This is a genomic window from Actinotignum stranguriae (assembly GCF_051265215.1).
Classification (GTDB): Bacteria; Actinomycetota; Actinomycetes; order Actinomycetales; family Actinomycetaceae; genus Actinotignum; species Actinotignum schaalii_C.
This window is the reverse complement of record NZ_JBOZCJ010000001.1, coordinates 228,403-254,827: the sequence shown is the minus strand read 5'-3', so window position 1 is coordinate 254,827 and position 26,425 is coordinate 228,403. Positions and strand designations below refer to the sequence as shown.

The following is a 26,425-nucleotide window of genomic DNA, read 5'->3' as shown; positions in this document are numbered from 1 at the left end:
ATTGAGGTACTCGAGCTCAATAAGGCTGACTTTTCGTTGCTATGGCAGGGCAAACCCCGGATATAAGACCCACCATTTGTCTATTAGCCCCTTCTGGTATCCCTGCCGCGTTCCGGTGATCCAGTTCTATGGGGGTGCGGCTCCCGTGTGTCTCTGACCGTTTAGTTGACCGGCGATTCGCCTAGTGTTACCTCAATGGTTTGCGGGGCACCGCCGCCGCGCGAAATTTCCAGGGTGATGGTGTCCCCTACCTTATGGGTGCGCACCTGCTTGGCTACCTGGGCCGGGCTCGAAACCGATTGGCCGTCCAGGCTGAGAATCGTATCGCCTTCCTTCACACCGGCCTTCGCCGCCCCGGAATTTGGGCCGACGGCCAGCACGCTCACGCGACCTTGCTCGCTGAGTCCCACGGTAATCCCGAGGGCCGCATTCTTGCCCACGGTCACGCTATCGTCGCTCTTCCCGGCGCGGATCTGCTCCACGATGGACAGGGCGCGTTCAATAGGAATGGCGAAGCCGTACACCTGGGCGGAGGTGGTGCCCTGCGAAGCTGCACTATTCATTCCCACCACTTCACCCTGGGCGTTCATCATCGGCCCACCCGAGTAACCCGGTACCACATCGGCATCCGTGACGATCATATCCTTGAGGGTGTCAAAGCTCAGGCCGTCCTCGGTAGCCACCCGTACGTCCGTGCCCAGCCCGGTTACCTCGCCTTTAATTTCGGTGAGATAGCCCTGGCCGCGCCCGTTGCCCACAGCGCTGACCTTATCGCCCTGCTTAGCCGGGGTGCTAGCAATTTTTGCCGGGGTGAGCCCGGAAGCATCCTTGAGCTGCAGAAGTGCGACGTCGCGTTTCTCATCATGCCCGATAACGCTGGCAGCATAGGTTTTCCCGGTTGCCGGGATTTCGACCTGGATGGCATCCGATCCCATAACAACGTGGTAATTTGTGAGCACCTGGCCGTCCGCAGTGAGGACAATCCCGCTGCCGGCACCCATGCCGGATCCCATTCGCGCGTTAATAATGGCCACACCCGCCGGGCTAACTTTTTCACCCCGGTCAATCGGCCCATCCGCGCCGTGGTTACCACCCGGTAACTGGGTGGGGAAATCCCGCGGGATCGGCATATACGGTTCGGCCCCGCCCTGCTGGCGTCCGTCATTCGGGGCGGTCAGTCCGTCATTGTATTGGAAACTGAAAGGGTCTTTGACGGAAGGCGAGCTCGCCTGCGGTTCGGGAGCCAGGCCGAAATATCCCACCCCGGTGCCCACGAGCAGCGCGACCACCATACCGATAATGACAAGAATGGCGGTGGTGCCTTTCGACCGCCGTTTGACCGGCGCTGGCCCGAATTGTGGGGCGCCGCCGAATGGCGATGTGCCGCCGAATTGCGGCGCTGCTCCGAATTGCGTTCCGGCCCCGAATTGTCCGCCGTAGCTATACCCGTAGCCGGACTGCTGCTGGGAGGCACCGGGGTAGGAACTGGGATAAGTTCCCTGGTACGTGCCATGAGAGCCCTGAGGATAGGTCCTGGAATAACCCCCGCTGTATCCGTTCCCGGTGTAGTTCCCGCCGGCGTAGCCAGAATAGCTGCCTGCGGGGCTGCCTGCGGGGCTGCCTGCGTTAGCGCCCGCGGAACTGCCAGCCGAACTGCCCGGATAGGGCGGCTGCTCGGAAGTGTTCCCTGTGGAGGGAGCGCTGGGGTAGCGATACGCATTCGTGTAGCTATTCGATTGCGCGCCGCCGGCTTGCGTCCACGCATTTTGCGCGCCGCCGGCTTGGCTTGCGCTGGGCTGGCTCGGATTCACGTTCGGCTGGCCCTGTCCGGCAGGGTTCGCATTCGGCTGCTGCGCGCCCGGTTCACCCGAGTCATTACGCCACTCATCTGTCATGTGAAACGTCCTTTCCTCACTCCGCACCTAGCCGCCGCCGCGGCTGCCGCGGTGGTCCGGTCACATCGGGTAGCATGCCCGCCGAGTCTGGAAAGTTTCTGAACGTTGTCCGAAAATGCGAGCATCGCTAGTTTGCCGCTTGTCCCGCGCCCGCTCGCGCTAAATCCACGACGGCAGCCACATATGCAGGCGCCAAAACTCATAGGAAACCGTTTGCCCGGTCCAGATCGGGTACCAGAACAGCGCCGCCAGAATAATAAGAACGACGACGGCGCCGCACGCCGCGAGCGTGCGGCGGCTAATCCGGCACCGCCACCAGCGCACGGGATAGGCGCATACACCAGGAGGCTCATCGCGGATAAAGTCCGCGTGGCCCCAGGCTGCGTCGTCGTACCTATCAGCACGCACGCTCCCGTTCCCGCGCGCGTGCGGGGCGCCCAGCGCGCCGGTGATATAGCCGAGGCCGTAGGTGAGGGCGAGGGCCACGAAGGGAAGGAAAGCAACGGCGTAGAACTGGAAAATAGTGCGGTCCATGTACAGCGACCACGGCGCGGCCATGGCGAGGTAGCCGCTGAGGATTGCCCAGGCGCGCCAGTCGAAACGGGTGAAAGCCACCCAGAGCACCACCACCAGGGCGAGGAGCGCCAGCCACCACACCACCGGGTTGCCCACCGAGGTGACCGCTTGGACGCAGCGCTCGCCGCTCGGACATTGGCCGGCCATTTCTTCGGAGGTGGGCCACCAGAACGAGACCGGGCGCCATTGCACGAACCACTGCCAGACCGAGGATTGGTAGGTGTGCGGGGTGGAGAGCCCGTTGTGGAAATCCCACATTTGGCTGTGGTAGTGCGCCAAATCGTTGAAGGAATTGGGGAGCCAGGGGAAGGGGAGGGCCTCCGGGGTGCTCTCGCGCACGCCCGCCGCCCAGCCGTGCCCCCAGGAACGGCTATCGCGGAACCAGGAGAACCACGAAGCTACATAGGTGGCGGCAGCGGTGGGAACCAGATGCACGAAAGCCGGAATTCCTTCCTGGAAAACCGCCGCGCCTACCCACAGGCGCAGGCCCACCGCGTGGCGGGCCGCCATGCCCCAGAAGAAGGCCACCAGACCGAAAACCGCCACGGCGTAAATACCGGACCATTTAACCCCGCAGGCCAGCCCCAGGAATACTCCGGTGGCCAGCATCCAGGGGCGCCACCAGACCCGCGGGCCCCAGGCGGCCGGGCGGCCGTCCGCGCGCACCGGCCCAAAAGCCACCCGGTGGGCCAGGCGCTCCCGGGTCCAATCGCGGTCGCGCAGCAGCGTCCAGAATCCGGCCAGTACAAAGAAAGCGAGGAGGTTATCGAGGATTCCGATGCGAGAGAGGGTGATGCCCATGCCGTCCAGGGCCATCGCGATGCCGGCCACTCCGGCCAGCCACGGATTGAGGAAGAGGCGCAGGGCGACGCGAACCAGGAGCGCCACCGCGAGGGTACCGGCCAGCGCCACCATAAAACGCCAGCCGACGGGGGAGGTTTCCCCGAAAAGTGCTTGGCCTACCGCCATGATCCATTTCCCGAGCGGGGGATGAACCACGTAGTCCCCGGCCGGTGAAGTGTGGGAGAAGTCGCCGGCGGCGAAAGCGGCGTCGAATTCCGTGCCGCCCTGCCAATCCACCTCGTAGCCCAGGCGCAGCAACGAATTCGCGCCCTTGACGTAGTAGGTTTCGTCAAACATGAGGCGGTCGGGGAATCCCAGGCGGAAGAAACGCGTGAGGGCGGCGATAAGCGTGACCGCTCCCGTGATCCACCACCCCAGGCGTTTTTCCCCGCGGGTGAGCCACTCTAATCCGCGCGGGGCCAGCCCGAGCCGGCCGCGCAGCTCGTCTTCGTAGCGCTCCGCGCACTCGCGGGGGAGGCGCCCGATGGGTTCGCTTAGTTTTTCGCTCACGTGCGGATTCTATCGATAACTGTGCGCCCGCGTGGTGGCGCTGGCCGTGGCGGCCGGTGCCGCACGCGTGTGTTGCGTTCCGGCCCGGCGCCGTGGGCGCACGGCCGCGGCACCGGAGCGCGTGGCAGAATAGCAGAATGAGCACAGGTCAGGATGCCGGACAGCACGAGGGGCACCGCCCCGGTCAGAACGAAAGCCAGCACGCGGGAATTGTTCTTGCCGCCACCCCCATTGGAAATGACGCCGATGCCTCGCCGCGCCTGCGCGCCGAAATCGCGCGGGCCGATACCGTGGCCGCGGAAGATACCCGGCGTTTTTACCAGCTCGCCGCCCGCCTCGATATTGAGGTGAGCGCCCAGGTGCTCTCCTATTACGAACATAATGAAGCCGAACGCGGCGCCCACCTTATTGACCTGGCACGTTCTGGCGCGCGCGTCCTCATGGTCAGCGATGCGGGTATGCCCTCCGTGTCCGATCCCGGCTTCCGCCTGGTGGTACGGGCCCGCGCAGCCGGTATTCCCGTGACCGTGGTCCCCGGCCCTTCCGCCCCGCTCACCGCGCTGGTCGCCTCCGGCCTGCCCACTGACCGTTTCACCTTCGAAGGATTCCTCCCGCGTAAAGCCGGGGAACAGGCCGCCGCGCTCGCGGCACTGCGAAGCGAAGAACGCACCATGATTTTCTTCGAATCCCCGCGCCGCCTGGGGGCCACCCTCGCCAATTTCGTTACCGCCTTCGGCCCCGGGCGCGAAGCGGCGGTCTGCCGGGAGCTCACCAAGACGCACGAGGAAATCGTGCGCGGGCCCCTGGTCGAACTCGCGCAGCGGTTCAGCGAAGGGGCCCTGGGAGAGATCGTCGTCGTCGTAACAGGAAGTAGCGCGGCCGAAAGGGAAGAGCAGGTGCGTGCGCGGGCCGTGGGCGACGTCGCCGAACTGTGTCAGCTCGGTCTGCGCCGCAAAGATGCCGCCGCTTTCGTGGCCGCGCGCACCGGTTTACGCACGAATGAGCTCTACCGCGCCGCCCTCGAGCAGGGCGAATAAAGCGCGGAAATACGCGGGTTTAGTGGGGTTTAGGGCCTGAAAAACGGAGCTAAACCACGTTCCACCCGCGCTCCACCCGGATTTTCCTAGCGCGCGTGACCTGGATCATGCACAGTAAAAACAACACCCGGGGAACCGGGGCCGGGACATGATCCTCTCGCCGCGAGGCGGGTACGGGTTGGACAGCCAACAGTGATCCCAGGGGCCAAAGAAGACCCCGTTACCGCTGGCCGGTCTGCCCGAACGGGACCACGGACCGCGCTAGGAAAGGAACGACAATGGCTGTCAATATCCGCGGACGCAACTTCCTCAAGCTGCTCGATTTTACGCCCGATGAAATCCGCTACCTGCTGCGTCTGTCCGCGCAGTTCAAGGAACTCAAGCTCAGCGGCACCCCGCACCGCTACCTCGAAGGCAAGAATATTGTGCTGCTCTTCGAAAAGACCTCCACCCGCACCCGCTGCTCCTTCGAAGTGGCCGGCATGGACCTGGGCATGGGCGTGACCTACCTGGATCCGGGCAGCTCACAGATGGGCAAGAAGGAATCCATTGAGGATACCGCCCGGGTGCTGGGCCGCATGTACGACGGCATCGAATACCGCGGTTTCTCCCAGGAACTCGTGGAAGAAATGGGCGCCAAGGCCGGGGTGCCGGTATGGAACGGCCTGACCGACCTCTTCCACCCCACCCAGATGCTCGCCGATATCCTCACCGTCCAGGAGAACTTCGAGGACGGCATCAAGGGCAAGAAGTTTGTGTTCTTCGGCGATGCGCGCAATAACGTGGCGAACTCGCTTATGGTGGTCTGCTCCAAGCTGGGCCTCAACTTCGTGGCCTGCGGCCCGAAGGATCGCATGCCCGAAGAGTGGCTGGTCGATACCTGCAAGGAACTCGCCGCGGAATCCGGCGGCAGCGTGACCCTCACCGAAGATGCCGCGGCGGCCGCCACCGGCGCCCACGTGCTCTACACCGATATTTGGGTTTCCATGGGCGAACCGGATGAAGTGTGGGCCTCGCGTATCGCGGAGCTGGAAGCCTACCGCGTCACCCAGGAACTCGTGGACAAGGCCGATCCGGAAGCGATCTTCATGCACTGCCTGCCCTCCTTCCACGACACCAACACCACCATCGGCGCGGAAATCGCCAAGAAGTTCGGGGTGACGGAAATGGAAGTGGAAGACCGGGTCTTCGAAGGTCCGCGCTCGCGCGTCTTCGACGAAGCCGAGAACCGCATGCACACCATTAAGGCCGTTATGTACGCAACCCTCTCCTAGGAGGGTTCAGGCACGTGCCCGCGCGGCCGTGCCCAGGTAGCGCGGGCGACGGCGCCGGGGAGCTGGCTGCAGGTAGCAGGGCCACCCCGCGGCGCGTCGCCCGCGCGTGAAAAGGACAGAAGATGACTCAGGAAAACACCCGTACCGCCGGCGAAAAAATTGTGGTTGCGCTAGGCGGCAATGCGCTCGGGAAAACCCCGGAGCAGCAGCTCGAACTTATTAAGGAAACCGCCCGCTCCATCGTGGATTTGGTGGCAACCGGCAACGACGTCGTTGTCACCCACGGGAACGGCCCGCAGGTGGGCATGATCAAGGTCGCGACCGATAATTCCGCGGCCGCCGGGGAAACACCGTCGATTCCCTTCGCCGAATGCGGCGCCATGTCCCAGGGCTATATCGGTTACCACCTCCAGCAGGCCATCGAGGCCGAACTCGCGGCGCGGCAGATTGCCCGCCCGGTTATTTCGGTGGTCACCCAAACGGAGGTCGACGCCGCAGATCCCGCTTTCGGGCGCCCAACCAAGCCGGTGGGGGCTTTCTTCACCGAAGAACAGGCCCGGGTCCTCATGGAGGAAACCGGAAACAAATACGTGGAGGATGCCGGACGCGGCTGGCGCTGGGTGGTGGCCTCCCCGCTCCCCGTCTCCATCGTGGAACGCGATGTTATTAGCTCGCTCGTGGAGGCCGGCACCATCGTGATCGCGGCCGGTGGTGGCGGCATCCCGGTGGTCAAGGAAGGCTCGGGATACCGCGGAGTCGCGGCCGTCATCGATAAGGATCGCACCGCCGCGCTGCTGGCGCGGGAGGTCGACGCCGATACTCTCCTCATCCTCACCGCCGTGGACGCGGTCGCCATTGATTTCAACAAACCCACGCAGCGCGATGTGCCCGAAATGACGGTGGCTCAGGCCCGCCAGTACATCGAGGAAGAACAATTCGCCCCCGGGTCCATGCTGCCCAAGGTGGAAGCCTGCCTCGAATTCGTGGACGGCGTGGCTGGCAAGCGCGCCATTATTACCTCTCTGGAAAAGGCCGAACAGGGCATTTCCGGGGAGAGCGGCACCGCGATCATCGCCTAAGTCCGAAGGACACAATCATGACAACACGCACAAACGATGCCCCCGTCGGCAATGGGGCCGACGAAGACACCGGCACAACAACACCCCGCAAGAAGCGGCGCGGTATAACCATCCCGGGCGCTTTCACGATCCTCTTCTTCCTGACCATCGTGGCGGCTATCGCCACGTGGCTGGTGCCGGCCGGCTCCTACGCCAAGCTGAGCTACAGCTCGGATACCGGCACCTTCTCCGTGCTCAGCCCGCAGGGGGAAACCAAGGAATACCCCGGCACCCAGGACACCCTGAGCGAATTGGGCATGGATATTGACCTTTCCCAATTCACCTCTGGGGCCCTCAATAAGCCGATCTCGGTACCGGGATCCTATGAGTCCCTCGAGCAGAATCCGGCCAGCGTCGCCGATATTCCGGTCGCCATGGTGCACGGCACGATCGAAGCGGTGGACATTATGGTCTTCATCTTCGTGCTCGGTGGCCTCATCGGGGTGGTGAGAAAAACAGGTGCATTCGAGTCAGGGCTTATCGCGCTGACGAAGAAAACCAAGGGCCACGAATTCCTCCTCGTCTTTGCGGTATCCGTCTTCATGGTGGTAGGCGGATCGCTGTGCGGCCTGGAAGAAGAAGCGGTGGCCTTCTACCCGATTCTGGTCCCTATATTCCTGGCCATGGGATACGACTCCATTATCTGTGTGGGCGCGATCTTCCTGGCCGGATCCATGGGAACCACCTTCTCCACGATCAACCCCTTCTCCGTGGTGATCGCCTCCAATGCCGCAGGTATCCCCTTCACGGACGGCATTATCTGGCGCGTGGGCGGCTGTATCGTGGGTGCCATCGTGGTGGTGTGGTACCTGCACCGCTACGCAAAAATGATTAAGAAGGACTTCACGAAGTCCTACGTTTACGAAGATCACGAAGCTTTCGAGAAGCAGTGGGCGATGACCACCCACGCCGATGATGTTCCCGCCTTCAACTGGCAGAAGAAAATCATCCTCGTTCTCTTCGTATCCGCCTTCCCGATTATGGTGTGGGGCGTTATGGCCATGGGCTGGTGGTTCCCGACCATGGCGGCCTCCTTCCTCACCATTACCATCGCGGTCATGGCGATTTCCCTCTTCGGGAAGGACCGGCTCAATGAGAAACAGCTGACGGACGCTTTCATCGAAGGCTCCTCCAGCCTGGTGGGCGTTTCGCTCATTATCGGACTGGCGCGCGGCATCAATATCGTGATGAACGACGGCCTCATTTCCGACTCCCTGCTCCATTCGGCAACGAACCTGGTCTCGGGGATGTCCGGCCCGCTCTTCATTATCATTATGCTGCTGATCTTCTTCGTGCTCGGTTTTGTGGTGCCGTCCTCCTCCGGTTTGGCCGTGCTGGCCATGCCGATTATGGCGCCGCTGGCCGACGCCGTGGGTATCCCGCGGTGGATCATCGTTTGTGCGTATCAATGGGGTCAGTACGCGATGCTCTTCCTGGCACCCACGGGCCTGGTCATGGCAACTTTGCAGATGCTCGATATGAAGTACCAGCATTGGTTCCGCTTCGTGTGGCCGATGGTGCTCTTCGTACTCGGCTTCGGCGGGGTGGCCTGCGTGGCTCAGGTGCTTATCTACGGCGCGTAGGCGCGAAGAATACGGCTAAAAAATAGCCGAAACGCGCGGCTCCGGCGGGCTTGGTACCGCCGGGGCCGCAGCGTGCATTCCGCCGGCCCGGTATTTCGGCGTGGCGGTTAATACTTTTATAATGAAACGGTGTGGCGCGAGACACTCGCGCTCGCGATCCCGCGTGGCCGGCAACCGTGGCGGAATCGCGTGGTGAAGGCAACGGAGCTGTGCAATGACGATAGGACTGTTTTATTACACCTGGATGGTGGGACTCTTCATCCTCATGGGTTCGGCGACGGCGCTTGCGTGTTATCTCGTTTCGCGCCGTCGCATGTTTGTGTGTTGCGCCGCCCTTTTCCTCGTGTATTTTTTCGACGTCGCAACCGTGGCCCGCACGGACTTCACCCATCCACGCAATATTGACAGCGTCTACCACATCACCGCGCCCCTGGAATCCATCACCCTGGGGGCGCTGCTCATGGGGCTTATCTGGCTGACCTACGCCACCTTCATGACGGAACCGGAAGCGAAAGTGGAGTGGCACAGCACTTTCATCCCGGCCGGGATTTTTATTGTGGGGAGTGCCGGGGCTTTGCTGATTCCCGATCCGGCCTGGCGGGAATTCGTTTTCTTCTCCATGCGCGGCATCGTGGTGATCGGGATCCTCAGTGTGGCAACGTGGAATTATCTGCATGCCACCACCGGGGTGGAGAAAATTCGCCAGCGCCGCCACCGTTGGCTTTACGTTGCTACCTGGGTGGCGGTACTGGGAACCTTCGCCTGGAATATTACCTTTATTTTCCTCGTGGCTCCCCACGCGGATAGCGCTTCCGCGCTGGCCTTCCTTCCTGAACGCAATTTCTTGGAAAACCTCATGTACATCTGCTGGGTGATCCACGTGATGCGTTTCGGGGTGCGGGTGCTGCGCATCCACTTCGACCGGCCCCCGGAAACCGTCAATCACCTGGAGGAAGATTTCATCGAATCCTCCCTGGTGTTCTATTCCCAGGCGCGCGGGCTATCGAAGCGCGAAGAAGAAGTCCTCGGCTACCTCATGCGCGGGAAAACAAATTCCCAGATTTCTAGCGAGCTCTATCTATCGCCCTCCACGGTGAAGGTGCACGTGCACAATATCCTCAAGAAAAGCCAGGTGGCTAACCGCGAGGAGCTGGTCAAAGACTTCTGGCGCTCGGTTTAGCGGGCCGCGCGCGGGCCGGCTGGCCGGCTGGCACAGGGCTGGCCGGCTGGTACAGCCGCGCTATTTCGCGGAGTCCATTCCGGGGCGGTAGTCGATATCGGAGAAATCGAAATCGGCCTCATTGACCTCATCCGAAAAGTCGATATCTTCGTCTTCTTCGGCGTAGTCATCGAAATCATCGTCCTCGTAGAGCTCGTAATCCTCATCGAGGTGCTCGAGTTCCTCCTCGCCAGCTGCGGCGTCGTCGTACGGATCATCGAATTCATCCGGAACCTCAGACTCTTCGTAGAAACCGAAGGCCTCCGAGGAATGCAGCTGCTCCACGCCCGCTTCGTCCATCTCCACGCGGGCCGCGGCCCCGAGTTCCGGGGAGGTGGGCACGGTGAGGTCGGAAAAAACGCGGGTGCGGAAACCGTTACGGACCGCGTCGATGGCGGTGGCGCGCACGCAATGCGATTCGGCAATACCCACCACGTCCACATCCGTGACCTCGGCGGTGCGCAGCACGTCCTCGAGGAGATTGCCCTGCGGATCGGTGCCCTCGAACCCGGAATAGCCCGAGGCGTACTGGCCCTTCTTGAACTGCACGTCGATAGGAAGTGCCGCGATGGATTCGTGCAGCTCCGCCTCCGGGGTATCGGCCACGCCGTGGGGCGGCCAGCTATCCACAAAATCTGGATTCTCGGAAAAATGCGGACCCGGATCAATATGCCAATCCTGGGTGGTGGCGATGAGAGCGTATTCCTCGGCGTTATCGGTGACGAAATCTGCAATGCGTTCGGCAACGGCGTTACCGCCATCTACCCCGAGGCTGCCGCCTTCGCAGAATGTGGGTTGTACATCAACAATGATGAGTGCGCGGGTCTCATCCATAGTCATCCTCCTGATGAAGCGGGTCATCACGCGGTGCGCGGCGGCCGGCTGGTTTAACGCAATGGTGGCGCCGCGCCCTTATAGTTTAGGCGCGGGGATGCGGGCGCGCTAGCGGGCGCGCGCGGAAGTCAGCTAGCGGGCACGCGCGCCGGCACGCTAGTAGAATGGTGGCCATGACTCATATTCTCTCCGCTGTTGCCTGGCCGTATGCCAACGGCCCGCGCCATATTGGTCACGTTGCTGGATTCGGTGTTCCCTCGGATGTGTTCTCGCGCTATATGCGCATGGTGGGGGAGGATGTCCTCATGGTCTCGGGTACCGATGAACACGGCACCCCGATTTTGGTTTCGGCCGACGCGGAGGGAATTACCCCGGAAGAACTCGCGGACCGCAATAATCGCATTATTGTGGAGGACCTCGTGGCGCTCGGGCTTTCCTACGATCTGTTCACCCGTACTACCACGGTTAATCACGAGCGGGTTGTGCAGCAGATGTTTGAGGTGTGCCGGGATAACGGTTACATGGTGGTGCACTCCGCCCCGGTTGCCTTCGATCCGGAAACCGGGAACACCCTCCCGGATCGCTATATTGAAGGCACCTGCCCGCTGTGCGGTAACACCTCGGCCCGTGGGGATCAGTGCGATAGTTGCGGTAACCAACTCGATCCGCAGGATCTTATCGCCCCGGTCTCCAAGGTCTCCGGGAAGACCCCGCAATTCCGCGAAACCGAGCATTATTTCTTGGATTTGCCGGCGCTGGCGGAGCGCCTGGGGCAGTGGCTTGATGAGGTGGAAGAATCTGGGAAGTGGCGCCCGAACGTTATCTCATTTTCCAAGCACCTCCTGGAGGATGTACGCCCCCGTGCCATGAGCCGGGATATTAGCTGGGGCATTCCGGTACCCGGGTGGGAAGATCAGCCCTCCAAGCGCCTCTATGTGTGGTTCGACGCCGTTATCGGTTACCTATCCGCCTCTATTGAATGGGCACGCCGGCGTGAAGCGCGCGGAGTGGGGAGCCGGGAGGATTGGCGGGCCTGGTGGAATGATTCGGAGGCCCGCTCCTACTACTTCATGGGGAAGGATAATATTGTTTTCCATTCCCAGATCTGGCCGGCCGAACTCCTCGCCTATAACGGGGAGGGGAGCCGCGGCGGCCAGCCCGGGGATTTAGGTGCGCTTAATCTGCCCACCCAGGTGGTGGCTTCGGAATTCCTCACCATGGAAGGCAAGAAGTTCTCCTCGTCCAAGGGTGTGGTTATTTATGTGCGTGATGTACTCTCGCGCTACCAGCCCGATGCGCTGCGCTACTTTATTTCCATTGCCGGCCCGGAAACTTCCGACGCTGATTTCACCTGGGCGGAATTTGTGCGGCGTAATAATTCCGAGCTGGTGGCCGGCTGGGGGAACCTCGTCAATCGCACCGCGGCCATGATCGCCAAGAACTTCGGGGAAATCCCGGCGGCCGGGCCGCTTGAGGATATGGACCGGGAGCTCCTGGACGCGGTGGAAGCCGGATTCACCACCGTGGGTGATGCCATTGCCGCGCACCGCCAGCGCGCCGCGCTCACGGAAATTATGCGGCTGGTGGGGGAGGCCAATGGTTACGTTTCCGCGACCGAACCTTTCAAGATGAAGGATCCTTCCCAGCGTGAACGCCTGGGCACGGTGTTGCACACCCTCATCCAGGTGGTTTCTGATCTCAATACCATGATGAGCGTATTCCTTCCGCATTCCTCGAATACGGTGGACCGGGTGCTGGGCGGTGCCGGTGATATTGCCCCGATGCCGCGCCTGGAAGAAGTCACCGACCTGGATTCCGGTAAGCCCTACCCGATTATTACCGGGGATTATTCCGATCCGCATCCGTGGGCGCGAGTTGAGGTTACGGTTGGCACCCCGATTTCGAAGCCGTCCCCGGTTTTCACCAAGCTGGATACCAGCGTGGTTGATGAGGAACTGGAGCGCCTCGACGCGTTGTTGAGGGCTAAGCGTGCGCAATGAATCGGTGCGGGACGGGGCCGCGCGTGACGTGGCACCGAATGGAGCAGTTGCGAATGGAGCGGTTCCGAATGGTGCCGTGCGCAATGAATTAGCGCCGGAAGAATTCGCGGCCCTTTCCGCGAAGGAGAAAAAGCGGGCCCGCCGCTGGTACCTGCCCGATGCTCCGGCCCGGCTTGCCGGCCCGGTTATCGATAACCACACCCATATTTGGGTGCCGGCGGGGGAGGCGCTCACCCCGCCGCGCGGGCGGATGCTGCCGAGCGAGGAAGCCGCCGCCATGGACGCCGCCGGGGTCTGCCACGCCATTACCTGCGCCTGCGAGGTCCCGGATCTGCTGCCGACGGTTGCGGTGGCGGAAGCGGATCGCGCCCACTTTTCCGCCGCGCTCGCGATTCACCCCAATGAGGCCGCCCGGCACCGCGGCATCACCGCGACCGGCCCGGATGGGTTAGCCCAGGAGCTTGCCGCTCACCACGCCCTCAGCTTGGAGGATGCCATTGGCCGGGTGGCGGAGGCGGCCCGCTCCAGCGCCGTCGTTGCTATTGGGGAAACCGGGCTCGACTATTTCCGCACTTCCGAGGAGGGCCGCGCCGCCCAAATTGAGGCGTTCCGCGCCCACCTCGCCCTCGCGCGCGAGCTCGACCTGCCCGTTCAGATTCACGACCGCGAAGCCCACGCCGATTGCGTGGAGGTACTGCGCCGTGACGGCGCCCCGAGTCGCGTAGTTTTCCACGCTTTTTCCGGTGACGCCGCGCTTGCCGAGCTGTGCAACCAGGAAGGCTGGTACGGAAGTTTTGGCGGGCAAATGACCTACCCGGCCAATGATGAACTCCGCGCGGCCTTCCAAGCTTTTGATCCGGCGCTGCTCCTCGCGGAAACCGATGCCCCTTACCTCACGCCGGTGCCCTGGCGCGGCCACCCCAACGCACCCTACGTGATGGCGTGGACGGTACGTTTCGGGGCCGAGCTGCGCGGCGTGAGCGAAGCAGACTGGTGCGCCCAGCTCCTGGAGAACACCCGGGCGGTGTACGGGGAACTGGGCGCGGCCTAGTTAGCTTTGCGGTTCGTTAGTTCTGCGGGCTTTCCGACTCGGGACTCTGGGCGGACGGCCCGGATTGGGCAGCCGATTGGCTTGAAGCCGTCTGCTGAGCTTGGGCTTGCGGCTGGCCGCTACCTTGCGGGTATCCCTGCTGTGCATAAGCCTGCTGGCCGTAATTCTGGCCGTAGGGCTGGCGGTACTGCTGGGCATAGGGCTGCTGGCCCTGATACTGAGCTTGACCCGGGTAGCCCTGGCCGTAGCCCTGCGGATAACCCTGCATCGGCGCGCCCTGGCTCAGGTACCCTTGCGCCGGATAGTCCTGCCCGTAGGGCTGCGCTGCGGGATAGCCGGGATAACCCGGGTACGCGGGGCGCGTGGATTTCTTAGCGGCCGTTCCCGCAGCCACCCCCTGCGTGATCCCCACCAGTGCCAGAACCAAGGCCAGCGCGCCGGTCACCCAGAAAAGCACGGTGTACTGCGCCCCGAATTCGCGGAGCGCACCCACCGAACTATCCAAGGAGAGCGCCACGAGCCCACCCAGGGTGATCGCCCCGCCCAGCGGCGCCAGCCACGAAAAAGCCTGGGCTGCCCGGCCGGTGATGAACAAACCGAGCACTCCCGCCAGCAGCGCGAGGAGCAATCCGACACCGTATAGGATCACGGGCAGCCACACGCCACCCGGATGCGCCAGCCCGAAGATCGAGGCATTATCTTCGCCCAGGGCCAGGACCGGCGTGAAGCACAAGATAATAAGAGCGATGCTCAGCGCGGTGGTCAGAGCCGCCAGGCCGCGCAGCACGCCGGTGCCACGCTTCGATGCGGAGGGAACGGGGTAGCTCGGAGGAACAGGCTGCTGTGCGTATCCGGGATATTGAGTGCTCATAGCCTTAAATGTAATCGATGTAACGCCCGCGCTGGCGGCGCGTTAGCTAAGTCTCCCCGCCAGGGCCTCCCCAGCCCTCCCCGGCAATGTGAAATAACGCTCAGATTACGATGTGCCAGCTGGCGGCGTCGTCGTACCACATGCGCAAAAACCGCAAGAATCCGCGGAAAGATCACGTAACAACCGCATGAGCGTTCTTGAAAATCTCAAGAAAAACGAGCCTTCCTCTCCGAATCGTTGTCCAAATGTTACGAAATGATTACACTCGATATAGTTTCGTTATAAAAGCGAGGCCGGAGGGTCCTCGCGCAAGCAACGGAGGAAGTTTAGTGGGGCGTCACAGCGCACAGGGAATGGGACTCGAGCAATTCGTTCGGGCTGAGGTTCGTACCCCGGGTCCGCGGTCGCGGGCTCTCATGATGGAACGCGGCGCGGTGAGCGAGGCGGTGCAGGCCGCGCTGGCCACTCGGCCGCAGGCCACCGGCACCGCGTTCCAGGCACCCGCCGCGGTGGAGGATACCGCTGCGAACGCCCAGCTCAGCGCTTTCCCGCTCAGCCGGCGCGGAGTTGCCGCGCTCGGGGCCGTGCTGCTGGCCGGCAGTGGTATCGGCCTGATGTCGCATATGTCCATGCCCGCCAATGCGTACGCGGATGGTTTCCCGGTGGCGCGCGCGGCCGGCGCTACGGTTTCCGAATACTCTTTCACCGTTAATTTTGAAGGCGAAGAACGCACCCTCACCACCACGGCGGGCACTCTCGGGGAAGCTTTGCAGGAAGCCGGGATCACGGTTTCCGGGGATGACGTTGTTTCGCAGAGCCTCGCCGAAGCGGTCACCCCCGGCGCGAAGGTCACCATCACCCGGGTGGAAAAGCGCGTGGTCACCGAAGAGGTGGTGGACGCGCACGGTTCCACCAAGGTCGACGACGCCGCGCTTGCCAAAGGCACCACCAAGGTGGAAACGGAAGGCAAGGATGGCATTTCTGCCAATACCTACGAAATCCGGGTGGAAAACGGCAAGGAAGTTGCTCGTACCCTGACCTTCTCCGCGGTCAAGCAGGCCCGCATGGATGAAGTGGTCAAGGTGGGGACCTCGGAAAGCGCCGCCGCGGTGGCGGGCGCGAGCGGTGACGGTGGCAGTGCGGCGCTCGGGAGCGCCAGCGTGGTTCCGGCCGGCACCGCCCAGGAAATCGCCTCGGGTATGCTCTCCGCTTACGGCTGGGGTCAGGACCAGTTCTCCTGCCTGGTCACGCTGTGGAACCGGGAATCGAATTGGAATCACCTGGCCGAAAACAGCTCCTCGGGGGCCTACGGTATTCCGCAGGCGCTGCCCGGCTCCAAGATGGCGTCCGCCGGTGCCGATTGGCAGACCAATCCCGCCACCCAGATCCGCTGGGGCCTGGGTTATATTGAGGGCCGCTACGGCAGCCCCTGCGCCGCGCTCGGGCATTCCAATTCCCGCGGGTGGTACTAAGCCTGCAGCTTTAAGCCCGCAGCTCTAAGGTTTAAGCCCGCAGCCCTCAGCCGTTACGCAACCGCCGCTACTCAAGAGCGGTATTGCGCTGGTGCCGGGCGGCTTATACGCTCATGATTATGAGCGCCACGATAACGATTAGTGAAAAACTAGCGCGCGATATTGCGGATATCGCGGCTCGCTACGGCATGAGCGAAGAGCAGGTGTTACGCGAAAGCCTGGCGGCTCTTCGCAGCGAGCTTGAGGTCGCGGACCAGCTTGATGCACTGTATTCCAAGCGCGCTACCGCGATGGAGCGTTTGGGAAATTGAGGCGGCTCAACGAATTCGCGGTGGAACGCTGGCTGGCGCGGCGTGGATTTTATGTGCGCTCCCGGGCCGGACTGCGCTCCTGCTTCCAGGGTACCTTCGGGAAAATGTACGGTGTGGAACTGTACCCGAGTCCGCACGAAAAAGCCGCGAAAATCCTGCTGGAAGTAGAAACCCAACACCCGCTTTTTGACGGAAATAAGCGGCTCGGGGCGCTACTATGCGAAGCTACCCTCAACGAGTTCGGCTTCGCATTGATGATGAACGACGACGCGCTAGCTGACATGTGTTTCGCTGTCGCCGGAGGTCAATTACGGGATCTGGAACAGATAACCGAGCTACTCAAAGAGAATGCGCGGCCGGGGTTAGTCAATAGTTTTCCCTCAGTGCCGGAAGCTGAATAAACGTGACTATCCGGGTATACAGTTACACCATGAATGTGGTGAGAAGCACGATACTGGCTGGCGGGTTGACGCTGATCTCGATGGTTGGGCTGCGGTCATGGGGGCTACCCTGGTACGTCTGGGTTATTCAATTCGTGATCCTCGTGGGTGCCGGGTTGGCGTGGGGGAAATTCCTGGTTGGAGATTCTGGGGAATCTGGGTACGCACAGGGTTCTGAGGCTTCCGGGGGTTCACCGGATTCCAGTGGTGTAGTTGTCCGGCAGCAGCGCCGCGCAATTGCTTTGCTTATAGCGGTAGTGGCGGCTGTGATTCTTATTATTGTGTATCTCTGCTTGGTTGTGTGGGCGTGACCAACCGGGGGTAGGGGTCTTATAAGATCACATGCTCCGTAAATAGCTGTTCGAAGGGAGGCGGTTAAAAATGGATTGTACGACCCTCATAGGTTTTGAAGCTGTGAGCTTGGTGTATTCGGTAGCTGGCAAGCCGAATAAGGTTATTTTTGATGATCTTACTTTTTCGGTAGAGCCCGGGAGCATTACAGCGGTAGGTGGCCGCTCGGGCTCGGGGAAAAGTACCGTCCTCGATGTGGCATATGGAAAGCTGCCTCCCAGTTCGGGAAGAGTCTCCTGGTGCGATAGGGATCTCGGTTCTTTGCGTGAAAGCGAAGCGCAACATATCCGGCGCGCAAATATTGGGTACGTGGACCAGAAAGCGCTTTTACTAGGCGACCTTACTGTTCTCAAGAACGTTATGTGCGGGGGAGCTGACAAAGCGACGGCGCACTCATGGCTGGAAAAGCTTGGCGTCGCAGATATTTCGGATAGTCGGGGAGCGAAGATTTCGGGTGGTGAAGCTCAGCGGGTAGCGCTGGCACGGGCGCTTGCAAAGCAACCTGATCTATTGATCTTGGATGAACCCACCTCGTCGCTTGATCTGGGAAACGCGCAAACGGTTGCCGAGATTTTACAGCTGGAGGCACGGCGGGGAGCCGGTATTCTTGTCGCCACTCACGATGACGTGATTGGGGCCATTGCTGACACGAAAGTGAGCCTGTAAATGTTCCGGCCCAGTTGGAAGCGCAGTGCTGTTTACGTGCTCATAGCGCTGTTTTGCTTCGCGTGGGTGTTTGCCTCGCACATGGCATACTCCCTCGCCGGGGCCAAAATGGATGACGAATGGCGCGGACGTTACGACATTCTGGTCACAGATAAAAAGGCAGGAGAGAGTCTCTATTCTTCACGTGATAAAGCCGGAATGACGCTGCTGGAACAAAACTATGCAGCGCAGACCTTGCCGGAGCTGGAATCGCGAATACTAGAAGAAGTGAGAAAAATTGAGGGTGTGTCAGTGGCGGCACCGGTCGGTTTTCTCGGCAGTTACAAAGGATTTTGGGTACTTCCGCAAATTGCCTCAGATGGAATAGATTTCCAAACGTCGCCTGTGAAGAGTTATCGCGTCACGTGGCAAGTGCTTGAGGCAGAAACTAAGGTTCTGGATAAAGGGACGGCGCAATATGACCTCGATGCCACAGGAATCATTGCTCGGCCCACGCCCACCGGCGGTGAGCCCACTGGAATTCAGTCGCATATAGGCATGCGACCAGAGCTCTACCGGTATCACTATCCAAGTGTCACCATCCCGGATGAAAACTCGGTTCTTCTCACGGCTTTTGCGCTGCCCGATGTGGCAACCAGTGTCGCAGTAGTAGATCCCGTATCGGAACGTGAACTTTTGGGATCGTCGGGAAAATGGCTCAATCCTCTCATTGAATTTGACAAGGTAGTTGAACGTAAATTGGGCCTTGGAGATCCTCTTAGCGCAGATGATCTCGCGGCTCTTCCCAACGGCGTTGTAGTTACTCAGCAAGACCTTTCTCTGGCACAGGAAGCAAGATCGGGAGAAGGGAGCGAGGTGATTGCGCCGCTCGCTGCAATGCCAGGAATGGCAGAACGTAGCCGCCCGGTCCCGTGGCGGGCATACGGAATGAACTCTCAGATATTTGGATACGTTGCTAACCAGGAGTTTTCACCGAATATCTCTATTTCTGTTGCCATAGAGAGCATTGACGAGCATGGAAACGCGGTGGACACAGTCGAGCAAAACATTGATCTGGCGCATGACAATGGCCCCTTTGGCTCGCGTGCGTTTTTGCTGCCTCTTCCAGAACAGGGTGGTGAAACCTATGGGCGAATAACTGAAAACTATACCAATGGGGCCTATGTTACTGCCGATAACGTTTTCGCTCCGAAACTCACTCCGGTTCCTGCGGGAGAAACGGTAGCGGAAGATGAAGCTTCGCGGCGAGCTCAGGCTGACGAGGAATATCGGGCTAGCTTTGTGGCGAATCCCGTAGGGATTGCTCCCCTTTATACTTCTTATAACGAGTCTGACTCTCTAGCCACGCAAGTAACTCCGCAGGAGCGTGGCGCAGAGATTACGTATCGCGCGACCTCTCCCTTAGACACCTCTCTTGGCTCGGTTGTTCGTGACGGTGGCGCACCTTTTGAGGTTGGCGAGTTCACTCCGCAGCAAACAAAAACCGATGACATACCTGGCATGGAGCCTCTCGGGGCGCTCGGACTCTATTCTTCAAATCACCTGATACAGGGAAGTGAACGAATCGACCACCTCCGCTCGGGGCTCGGTGTTGCGCTGAACCCACCATCGGCAGTGGTGTCTTACGAAAGCGCGGAAGCCCTTGCAGAGGAACTCCCGATCAACGCCATTAGGGTACGAGTCGCAAATCTTGAGGACCTAACTCGGGAAGATGCGCTAGTAGCTATCGGTAAAGTGGCTGATCGAATCCGGTCCTTAGGTGTAGATGCCAGGGTAGTGGCAGGCTCATCACTCGGGACTGCGAAGATTTGGGTACCGCAAACTGCGGGCCAAACCGATAGCGAGACCGGCCGTCAAGAAGTAGAAGCGCTTGGCTGGGTCGATCATCGCTATGTTGTGCTAGGCGCGGCGGATTTCATGGCAAGCCTCCTCACCACTCTAGTGCACTCAATCGCGCAGGCTGGCGGCTTCCTCATCATCGGCGTGATCGCGGTGGTGGGAGCGGTGGAATTTGCCGCGAGACGAACCAGATTCAATGTTCTCAAAAATCAAGGATGGTCCTCATCCTCATGCCTTGCAACCGTTCTTCGGGAAGAAGCGTGGGGGCTGATTCTTCTCGCATGTGCCCTTGTAACGACGGCACTGTTTTCAGTGGCGGAACAACCTCGATTACTAGCAAGCATCCCACTTGTTTGCGGGGCTGTTATCTATGCGCTCCTTCTTATCCTTCCGCTTCGTTACGCCAGTCGAAGGAGCAGCTCGAATCTTCCGCGAATCTCTCTTCTAGGCTGGTTAACCGTTGCTGAGGGACTGTTTATCGGAGTGTTCTGCTCGCTTCTTGGCGAAGTAGTAACAATGATCGCTTGGTTCCGAAATGGGGCCCGCGGGCTAGATATTGGCGAAGCTCTTGTTGAAGTATTGCTCCCAGTGCTTGTGGTCCTGGTGGCAGCGGCGGGCCTGGCAGTGAGCGTGCTGCTTCTCCTGGCGCGCAGGAAACAAACCGCTGTGCGGGACCTCAAAGAATTTGTGTACTGGAACCTGGGCTGGAGTACAAAGAAGATCCGTACCGTGCAGGCAGGTGTCTCATTCATCGTGGCCATGTGCTGTGCCTTAGTTGGTTGGATCGTCTCCGTGACATTGATCGGAGCCGGAATGGACCGCGGCCTGTATTGGATTGTTTTTTCTTCAGCTGCTGTCGTCCTGGTTCTCATCAACGGTCTCGGTGTGAACCCATCTACTCTCCCGCGCCGTTTTCGCGCGAGTCTACGTTTGCAGCGCTGAGAGGCGGGAAGGGACTTTCGTAACCCTGGGAATCGGCCATTCCTCCGGGCCTCGCTTCGAGAGTGTCAGTTAGCCGGGTACACTGCATCTGTGGTCGCCAATCATATTACTCAACAGGACTCGCCCGGGAACACGCAGCCCGGCAGCACACCGCTCGGTAGCGGCCCGGCCGGTGATACCCCGGCTGGCAGCATCCCGGCTGGAACTGCCCTCCTCACCCCGGTGGACGTGCGTGCGCTGTGCACGGCCCTGAATATCCGCCCCACCAAAACCCTGGGGCAAAACTTCGTGCACGACGGCGGCACCGTGCGCAAAATCGTGCGGGAAGCCGGGGTGGGCCCGGGGGATAAGGTCCTCGAAATTGGCCCGGGCCTGGGCTCTCTCACCCTGGCGCTCCTGGAAAGCGGCGCCTACGTATCCGCGGTGGAGATCGACGCCGCCCTCGCCGCAGCTCTCCCCGATACCGTGGCGCGCCGCCACAGCACTCCGGAGAATTTCGCGCTGTTGCACGCGGACGCCCTGAGTATCACCGGGCCCGAGCAGCTCGCTTGCCCGCCTGCGCTCCGCACTGGCCAGACCGGGGCCGCGGCCACCGGCACCGTAACCGCCAGCACTGGCGGTCCCGGCAGCACGCAGACCTTCGCCCCCACCGCTCTGGTGGCCAACCTTCCCTATAACGTGGCGGTGCCGGTGCTCCTCACCCTCATGGAAGCCCTGCCCAGCCTGGAAACCATCACCGTGATGGTGCAGCTGGAAGTCGCCGACCGCCTGGCTGCCGCCCCCGGCTCCCGCACCTACGGCGTGCCCTCCGTGAAAGCCGCATGGTACGGCAGCGCTACCCGCGGCGCGAAAATCTCCCGCCACGTTTTCTACCCGGAGCCGAATGTGGATTCCGCCCTTGTTCACCTGCGCTTGCGGCCCGTGCCCGGTACCGATGACCTGCGCGAACGCGTTTTTAAGGTAGTCGACGCCGCTTTCGCTCAGCGGCGTAAAACTCTGCGCAGTGCCCTGGGTTCCTGGGCCGGCAGCCCGGCCGCCGCCGAAACTATCCTCCAGCGGGCCGGGGTATCACCCCAGGCCCGCGGGGAAACCCTCACCATTGACGATTATGTGCGGATCGCGCAGGCCCGCGAACTCCCCAACTAAAAACCCCATTCCAAGGACCACCAGCTATGGCACATTTACTTTCGGTACATGACGTGGGCGTCAGCCTGGGAAGCAGCGATATTCTCAGCAACGTTTCCCTGAGTTTAGAGGACGGCAGCCGCATAGGCGTCGTCGGCCCAAACGGGGGAGGGAAAACCACGCTGCTGCGCCTCATCACCGGGCGGCTTGCGCCCACCAGCGGCGAGGTGATCCCGACCAATACCGCGACATTTGCCACGCTCACCCAGGCCGATGAGCTGCCCGATACCACGGTGCTCGAGGCGATTCACGCCGGAACCGCCCGCCACGAATGGGCCAGTGACGCGCGGGTGCGGGACCTGCATGCCGGGCTGCTCCCCGATATTCCCCTCCAGGCTCGGGTGCGTGAGCTTTCCGGCGGGCAGCGCCGGCGGGTAGCCCTGGCCCATACCCTCACCCGCGAGGCAAATATTATTATTCTTGATGAGCCGACCAACCATTTAGACGTGGAGGGTATTACTTTCCTGGCGCATTATATTAAGGAACGTTTCGGTGGGCCGCGCCCGCGCGGGGCGCTGGTGGCCGTCACCCACGACCGCTGGTTCCTAGATGCGGTGGCCACCCGCCTGTGGGAAGTGGTGCCCGGGGTGGAGGGTCCGCGCGGGCAGATTCCCGGCCGGGTGGAAACCTACGAGGGTGGGTATTCGGATTATATTTTCCAGCGGGCCGAGCGGGAACGCCAGGCCGCACTCGCCGAAGAAAAACGCAATAACTTATTGCGGAAGGAACTGGCGTGGTTGCGGCGCGGCGCCCCGGCCCGCACCTCCAAGCCACGTTTCCGTATCGAAGCGGCGGAAAATCTTATTGCGGATGTTCCGGCCCCGCGCGATACCGTGGAAATGACGCGCATGGCCGCCGCTCGTTTAGGTAAAGAAGTGGTTAATCTTGAGGACGTCAGCCTGCGCTACGGCGGCGGCCCGGAAATTTTACGCGGGGTGACCTGGCGGATTGCGCCGGGTGAACGCGTGGGGATCCTGGGCGCGAACGGTGCCGGGAAATCCTCGCTGCTCGCGCTCATTGCCGGGCGGCTCCAGCCCACAACCGGGCACGTCAAACGCGGAGCCACCGTGAAACTCGCGGAACTATCCCAGCACACTCGCGAACTCGATGAGGTTGCGGATTTGCGGGTGGTGGAGGCCGTGAACGACGTCGCAGCTCGCGTGCAGGTGGGGAAGAAGGAACTCACCGCGAGCCAGGTGACCGAGCGGATGGGATTCACCCGCGAACGTGCCTGGACGCGAGTCAGTGAACTTTCGGGCGGGGAGCGGCGCCGCCTCCAATTCATGCGCCTGCTCATGGCCGAACCGAATGTGCTGCTCCTGGACGAACCGACGAATGACCTGGATACCGATACCCTCGCCGCGATGGAAGATGTGCTGGACGGCTGGCCGGGCACCCTCATTGTGGTCTCCCACGACCGCTACCTGCTCGAACGCATGACGGACCGGCAGATCGCGGTGCTGGGTGGCCACGTGCGGGATTTGCCGGGCGGCGTGGATGAGTATTTGCGGCTGCGTGAAGAGGAGCGGGGCGAGCGCGAGGGTGCCAAGGGCGCGGCTGGAGCGCGCGCGGGTGCAGATGCTCGTGCGGGCGCCGGCGGTGCAGGCGGCTCCGGCAGCTCCGGGGCTGCGGCAGCCGCGTCCGGTGCATCGGGGGAGCGGGCTGAGAAAAGCGCGAGTGCCCTCCAGCGCGAAGCCCGCAAAGAAGTGCAGCGCATCGAGAAACGGATGAATCGGCTACGCGAGCAGATCACCACGCTGGAGGAGCGCAGCACCGCCTGCGCGGTCAGCGGGGACTATGAGGAACTCGCGCGCATTGGCAAAGAGCTAAGTGAGGCAAGTGGCCAGCTTGACGAGCTGGAAGAACAGTGGTTGGAGGCAGCTGAAGTAGCCGAGGGCTAAGGCGAGCGCACCCACCCAGCCAGAATGGCCATTCCGCCAGGCGTACACACACGCGGGGCCCGGGAGAATCCCGGGCCCCGCGTGCGTCGTCGTCGTACTACATCAGAATTTAGGCGGCCTTACGGAAAATCTGCGTGAGCTTGACGCGCTCACCCATCCGCAAAATCGAGCGTTCGTAAATCTTGCCGGCCAGAATCGCCAGCAGGAAGACCCCGAGCGCGTTGATGCCGACCGCCGCCAGTTCTTCCACGAGCGGGACCTCGCCGATGGCCGCGCGCATGGGCATCATGAACGGGCCGAAGAACGGCAGCACGGAGAGAATCTTCGTGACCGCGGCCTCGGGCAGCGCCGGAATAAGGTAGAGCGCGGTGTAGAACGGGATGAACTGGAGGAACATGACCGGGGTGTTGATGCCGGCCAGGTCTTCCTGGCGGGACACCGTGGCCGCCAGCCCGCCCACCAGCGCGGTGGCGGTGAAGTAGCCGAGCACCATCCACACGACCGTGCGCGCCACCATGCCGGCCAGCCCGAATTCCTGGAGGAAACTGAGATCGGGAACCAGCCCGGAAATGGCCACGCCCGTAATAATCGCGCCGATATAACCGAAGAGGATGACCACCCAGCCGGCGCCCAGGCCCAGCACTTTGCCGAGCAGCAGGACGCGCGGGCGGACCGTGGTCAAAATAATTTCCACCACGCGGGAGGATTTTTCTTCGACGACGCCGGCGCCTACCGCGCCAATGCCGCCCATCACCATGAAGAAAATCAGCATGGCACTCACCGAGCCGATAAGGAAACCAATGGGATTCGCATCGAAACCGGAGGGAGTGTAATTCACCGTCTGAACCCGGAGATTATTAATAGTATCCAGGTGGGCGAGGACCGTGGCATCCACCCCGGATTCCTCCAGCACATAGGTGCTGAGCACCTTCTTGAGAGCGGGCAGCTCCTTCGGATCCGGGGAAGTGGCCACGATCTGCGGATCGAGGGCCGTGCCGGAAATGCCGATTTCCGCTTCCGGTTCTTCGGTGGCCAGCTCGGCGGCGATATTGGAGGTGGGGAGGGCGGCGAAACCGGCACTCTCCAGGTAGGGCTGGAGCTGCGCGGCGCTGGCCTCCAGGTAAATGCCCTGGGCTTGCGCGGCCGGGGCGGCGCCGTTAGCTTCATCGTCTCCGCCCAGGAAGACGCGGCCCGCGAAGCCGGCCACAATAGCGATGACCCACATAACCGCGAGGGAAATCATGGTGGCGCGGGAAGCGAAAACGTTCTTGAACTCGCGTGCGAAAACAATGCGTACCATTACTTAGCCTTCTTTCCGAACAGCGAGCCGAGCAGGCCGCGCTTTTTCTTGGGTGCGGCCGCGTCATCTTCGTTTGTGGAGGGCACCTGAACAACGTCGCGGAACAATTCCGTGAGGTGGGGGCGGCGCTGGGCGAATTCCACCACGGTGCCGGCCTGCTGGGCAGCGGCGAGAAGCGCGGCGGTGGGGTCTGCGGTGGGGGTGGGGTTAGCGGGCGCGGTCTCCACGAGCACCCGCGCAATTCCCGCGCTCAGCGGCGCCTCCGAGGTGCCGGCCAGCGGATCGGGGTGGACGGTGAATCCGGCTTGGCTGAGGGCCGTGCGCAGCGCGGTTTCCTCCGCGCGCACCGCCAGTGCGTAGGGCGGGTTACCGGAATTACGCAGCTCATCTACGGTGCCGCGGGCCACGATATTTCCACCCGCGAGGATTCCCACGCTATCGCAGAGGCGTTCGACCAGGTCAAGCTGGTGGGAGGAGAAAATAACCGGAACGCCCTCATCGGCCTTCTGGCGCAGCGTATCGCTCATGGTGCGCACCGCCACCGGGTCCAAACCGGAGAAAGGTTCGTCAAGGATGAGGAGTTCGGGATCGTGAATGAGAGCGGCGGCCAGCTGCACGCGCTGCTGGTTACCGAGGGAAAGCTTCTGGACGGCATCCTCCCGGCGCGAGCCCACCCCGAGGCGATCCGTCCAGCGTTCCATAGCGGCCTGTGCCGCATCCGGGCTCATCCCGTGCAGGCGCGCGAAATACATCAGCTGCTTATCGACCTGCATCTTCGGGTAGAGGCCGCGTTCTTCTGGCATATAGCCGATGCGCTGGCGTGCCGCGAAATCAATGGGCTGGCCATTCCAGGTCACCTGCCCGGAATCTTTACTCAGGAGGCCGAGCATAATGCGCATCGCAGTGGTTTTCCCGGCCCCGTTCGAGCCGACGAAACCGAAGATTTCACCGGGGCGAACCGCGAAGCTAAGATCCTGCAACACTTTGCGCGACCCGAAACTCTTGGAGATGTTCTCAACGGAGAGCATAAAGGGTACGTCCTTGCTATTGTGCGATTGATGAATATTCTAGGGTAGCGCGCCGCCCGCCCAGACACGGGCAACCGCCGCGCGCAAGACCGGTGACGTCACCTAGAGCGCCATCGTTCTATTTGCGTGTCGCCGTCTATCCTATGCCAGAGTCCCGGTGAAACCTAGATTAAGAAAGG

Annotated in this window: 20 protein-coding genes; 14 read left to right on the top strand and 6 right to left on the bottom strand. The window is 61.7% G+C overall.

What is annotated here, in order from left to right; translation table 11 throughout:
• Positions 1–161 precede the first annotated feature (161 nt).
• Together ACRQEG_RS01125 and ACRQEG_RS01120 are read right to left on the bottom strand one after the other, a co-directional pair.
• Complete coding sequence (locus ACRQEG_RS01125; protein WP_320757246.1) at positions 162–1,895, bottom strand: S1C family serine protease; 1,734 nt, start codon at positions 1,893–1,895, stop codon at positions 162–164.
• Positions 1,896–2,054: 159 nt separating this feature from the next.
• Positions 2,055–3,824: a dolichyl-phosphate-mannose--protein mannosyltransferase gene (locus ACRQEG_RS01120; RefSeq protein ID WP_284903726.1), complete on the bottom strand. Its 1,770-nt coding sequence runs from the start codon at positions 3,822–3,824 to the stop codon at positions 2,055–2,057.
• A gap of 137 nt (positions 3,825–3,961) precedes the next feature.
• Here ACRQEG_RS01120 and rsmI point away from each other — a divergent pair, with 137 nt between their 5' ends.
• The 5 genes from rsmI to ACRQEG_RS01095 all read left to right on the top strand — a co-directional run bounded on the left by rsmI (position 3,962) and on the right by ACRQEG_RS01095 (position 10,016).
• Positions 3,962–4,861 carry a 16S rRNA (cytidine(1402)-2'-O)-methyltransferase gene (gene rsmI / locus ACRQEG_RS01115; RefSeq protein WP_284903728.1) on the top strand — a complete coding sequence of 300 codons (900 nt, stop codon included), beginning with the start codon at positions 3,962–3,964 and terminating at the stop codon, positions 4,859–4,861.
• Between the two features lie 278 nt (positions 4,862–5,139).
• Entirely contained in the window at positions 5,140–6,135 is a 996-nt protein-coding gene (gene argF, locus ACRQEG_RS01110) for an ornithine carbamoyltransferase (protein ID WP_284903730.1), read from the top strand.
• A 122-nt stretch (positions 6,136–6,257) separates the two neighbouring features.
• Positions 6,258–7,214 (top strand): carbamate kinase, encoded by a 957-nt coding sequence (gene arcC / locus ACRQEG_RS01105; protein ID WP_284903731.1) that lies wholly within the window; start codon positions 6,258–6,260, stop codon positions 7,212–7,214.
• Between the two features lie 17 nt (positions 7,215–7,231).
• Positions 7,232–8,836, top strand: a complete 1,605-nt coding sequence (locus tag ACRQEG_RS01100) for a YfcC family protein (protein WP_284889423.1) — start codon at positions 7,232–7,234, stop codon at positions 8,834–8,836.
• A gap of 214 nt (positions 8,837–9,050) precedes the next feature.
• Positions 9,051–10,016 (top strand): helix-turn-helix transcriptional regulator, encoded by a 966-nt coding sequence (locus tag ACRQEG_RS01095; RefSeq protein ID WP_284903735.1) that lies wholly within the window; start codon positions 9,051–9,053, stop codon positions 10,014–10,016.
• 60 nt (positions 10,017–10,076) lie between these two features.
• Here ACRQEG_RS01095 and ACRQEG_RS01090 read toward each other — a convergent pair whose 3' ends face one another.
• Positions 10,077–10,889, bottom strand: a complete 813-nt coding sequence (locus ACRQEG_RS01090; RefSeq protein ID WP_284903737.1) for an isochorismatase family protein — start codon at positions 10,887–10,889, stop codon at positions 10,077–10,079.
• 173 nt (positions 10,890–11,062) lie between these two features.
• Here ACRQEG_RS01090 and metG point away from each other — a divergent pair, with 173 nt between their 5' ends.
• Entirely contained in the window at positions 11,063–12,889 is a 1,827-nt protein-coding gene (gene metG / locus ACRQEG_RS01085) for a methionine--tRNA ligase (RefSeq protein ID WP_284903739.1), read from the top strand.
• A gap of 76 nt (positions 12,890–12,965) precedes the next feature.
• Positions 12,966–13,940, top strand: a complete 975-nt coding sequence (locus ACRQEG_RS01080; protein WP_284903742.1) for a TatD family hydrolase — start codon at positions 12,966–12,968, stop codon at positions 13,938–13,940.
• A 16-nt stretch (positions 13,941–13,956) separates the two neighbouring features.
• On the opposite strand, the gene ACRQEG_RS01075 is transcribed toward ACRQEG_RS01080, so the two are convergent.
• Complete coding sequence (locus ACRQEG_RS01075) at positions 13,957–14,811, bottom strand: hypothetical protein (protein WP_284903744.1); 855 nt, start codon at positions 14,809–14,811, stop codon at positions 13,957–13,959.
• Positions 14,812–15,140: 329 nt separating this feature from the next.
• Here ACRQEG_RS01075 and ACRQEG_RS01070 point away from each other — a divergent pair, with 329 nt between their 5' ends.
• The 7 genes from ACRQEG_RS01070 (at position 15,141) to ACRQEG_RS01040 (ending at position 23,918) form a co-directional block, all read left to right on the top strand.
• Positions 15,141–16,283 carry a resuscitation-promoting factor gene (locus tag ACRQEG_RS01070; RefSeq protein WP_284903746.1) on the top strand — a complete coding sequence of 381 codons (1,143 nt, stop codon included), beginning with the start codon at positions 15,141–15,143 and terminating at the stop codon, positions 16,281–16,283.
• A 119-nt stretch (positions 16,284–16,402) separates the two neighbouring features.
• Positions 16,403–16,594, top strand: a complete 192-nt coding sequence (locus ACRQEG_RS01065; RefSeq protein ID WP_284903749.1) for a hypothetical protein — start codon at positions 16,403–16,405, stop codon at positions 16,592–16,594.
• Positions 16,591–16,995, top strand: a complete 405-nt coding sequence (locus tag ACRQEG_RS01060; protein WP_284903751.1) for a Fic family protein — start codon at positions 16,591–16,593, stop codon at positions 16,993–16,995. Before ACRQEG_RS01065 ends, ACRQEG_RS01060 begins: the two co-directional genes overlap by 4 nt.
• Before the next feature lie 420 nt (positions 16,996–17,415).
• Positions 17,416–18,051: an ATP-binding cassette domain-containing protein gene (locus tag ACRQEG_RS01055; RefSeq protein WP_284903752.1), complete on the top strand. Its 636-nt coding sequence runs from the start codon at positions 17,416–17,418 to the stop codon at positions 18,049–18,051.
• 108 nt (positions 18,052–18,159) lie between these two features.
• Positions 18,160–20,832 carry a hypothetical protein gene (locus tag ACRQEG_RS01050; RefSeq protein WP_435733753.1) on the top strand — a complete coding sequence of 891 codons (2,673 nt, stop codon included), beginning with the start codon at positions 18,160–18,162 and terminating at the stop codon, positions 20,830–20,832.
• Between the two features lie 192 nt (positions 20,833–21,024).
• A complete protein-coding gene (locus ACRQEG_RS01045; protein WP_284891099.1) occupies positions 21,025–21,978 on the top strand; it encodes a ribosomal RNA small subunit methyltransferase A in 954 nt (317 codons plus the stop codon).
• A gap of 26 nt (positions 21,979–22,004) precedes the next feature.
• A complete protein-coding gene (locus ACRQEG_RS01040; protein ID WP_435733752.1) occupies positions 22,005–23,918 on the top strand; it encodes an ABC-F family ATP-binding cassette domain-containing protein in 1,914 nt (637 codons plus the stop codon).
• 109 nt (positions 23,919–24,027) lie between these two features.
• Here ACRQEG_RS01040 and ACRQEG_RS01035 read toward each other — a convergent pair whose 3' ends face one another.
• Together ACRQEG_RS01035 and ACRQEG_RS01030 are read right to left on the bottom strand one after the other, a co-directional pair.
• On the bottom strand, positions 24,028–25,218 hold the full coding sequence (locus ACRQEG_RS01035; RefSeq protein WP_435706367.1) for an ABC transporter permease: 1,191 nt from the start codon (positions 25,216–25,218) through the stop codon (positions 24,028–24,030).
• Positions 25,218–26,246, bottom strand: a complete 1,029-nt coding sequence (locus ACRQEG_RS01030; RefSeq protein ID WP_284903759.1) for an ABC transporter ATP-binding protein — start codon at positions 26,244–26,246, stop codon at positions 25,218–25,220. Before ACRQEG_RS01030 ends, ACRQEG_RS01035 begins: the two co-directional genes overlap by 1 nt.
• Positions 26,247–26,425 lie beyond the last annotated feature (179 nt).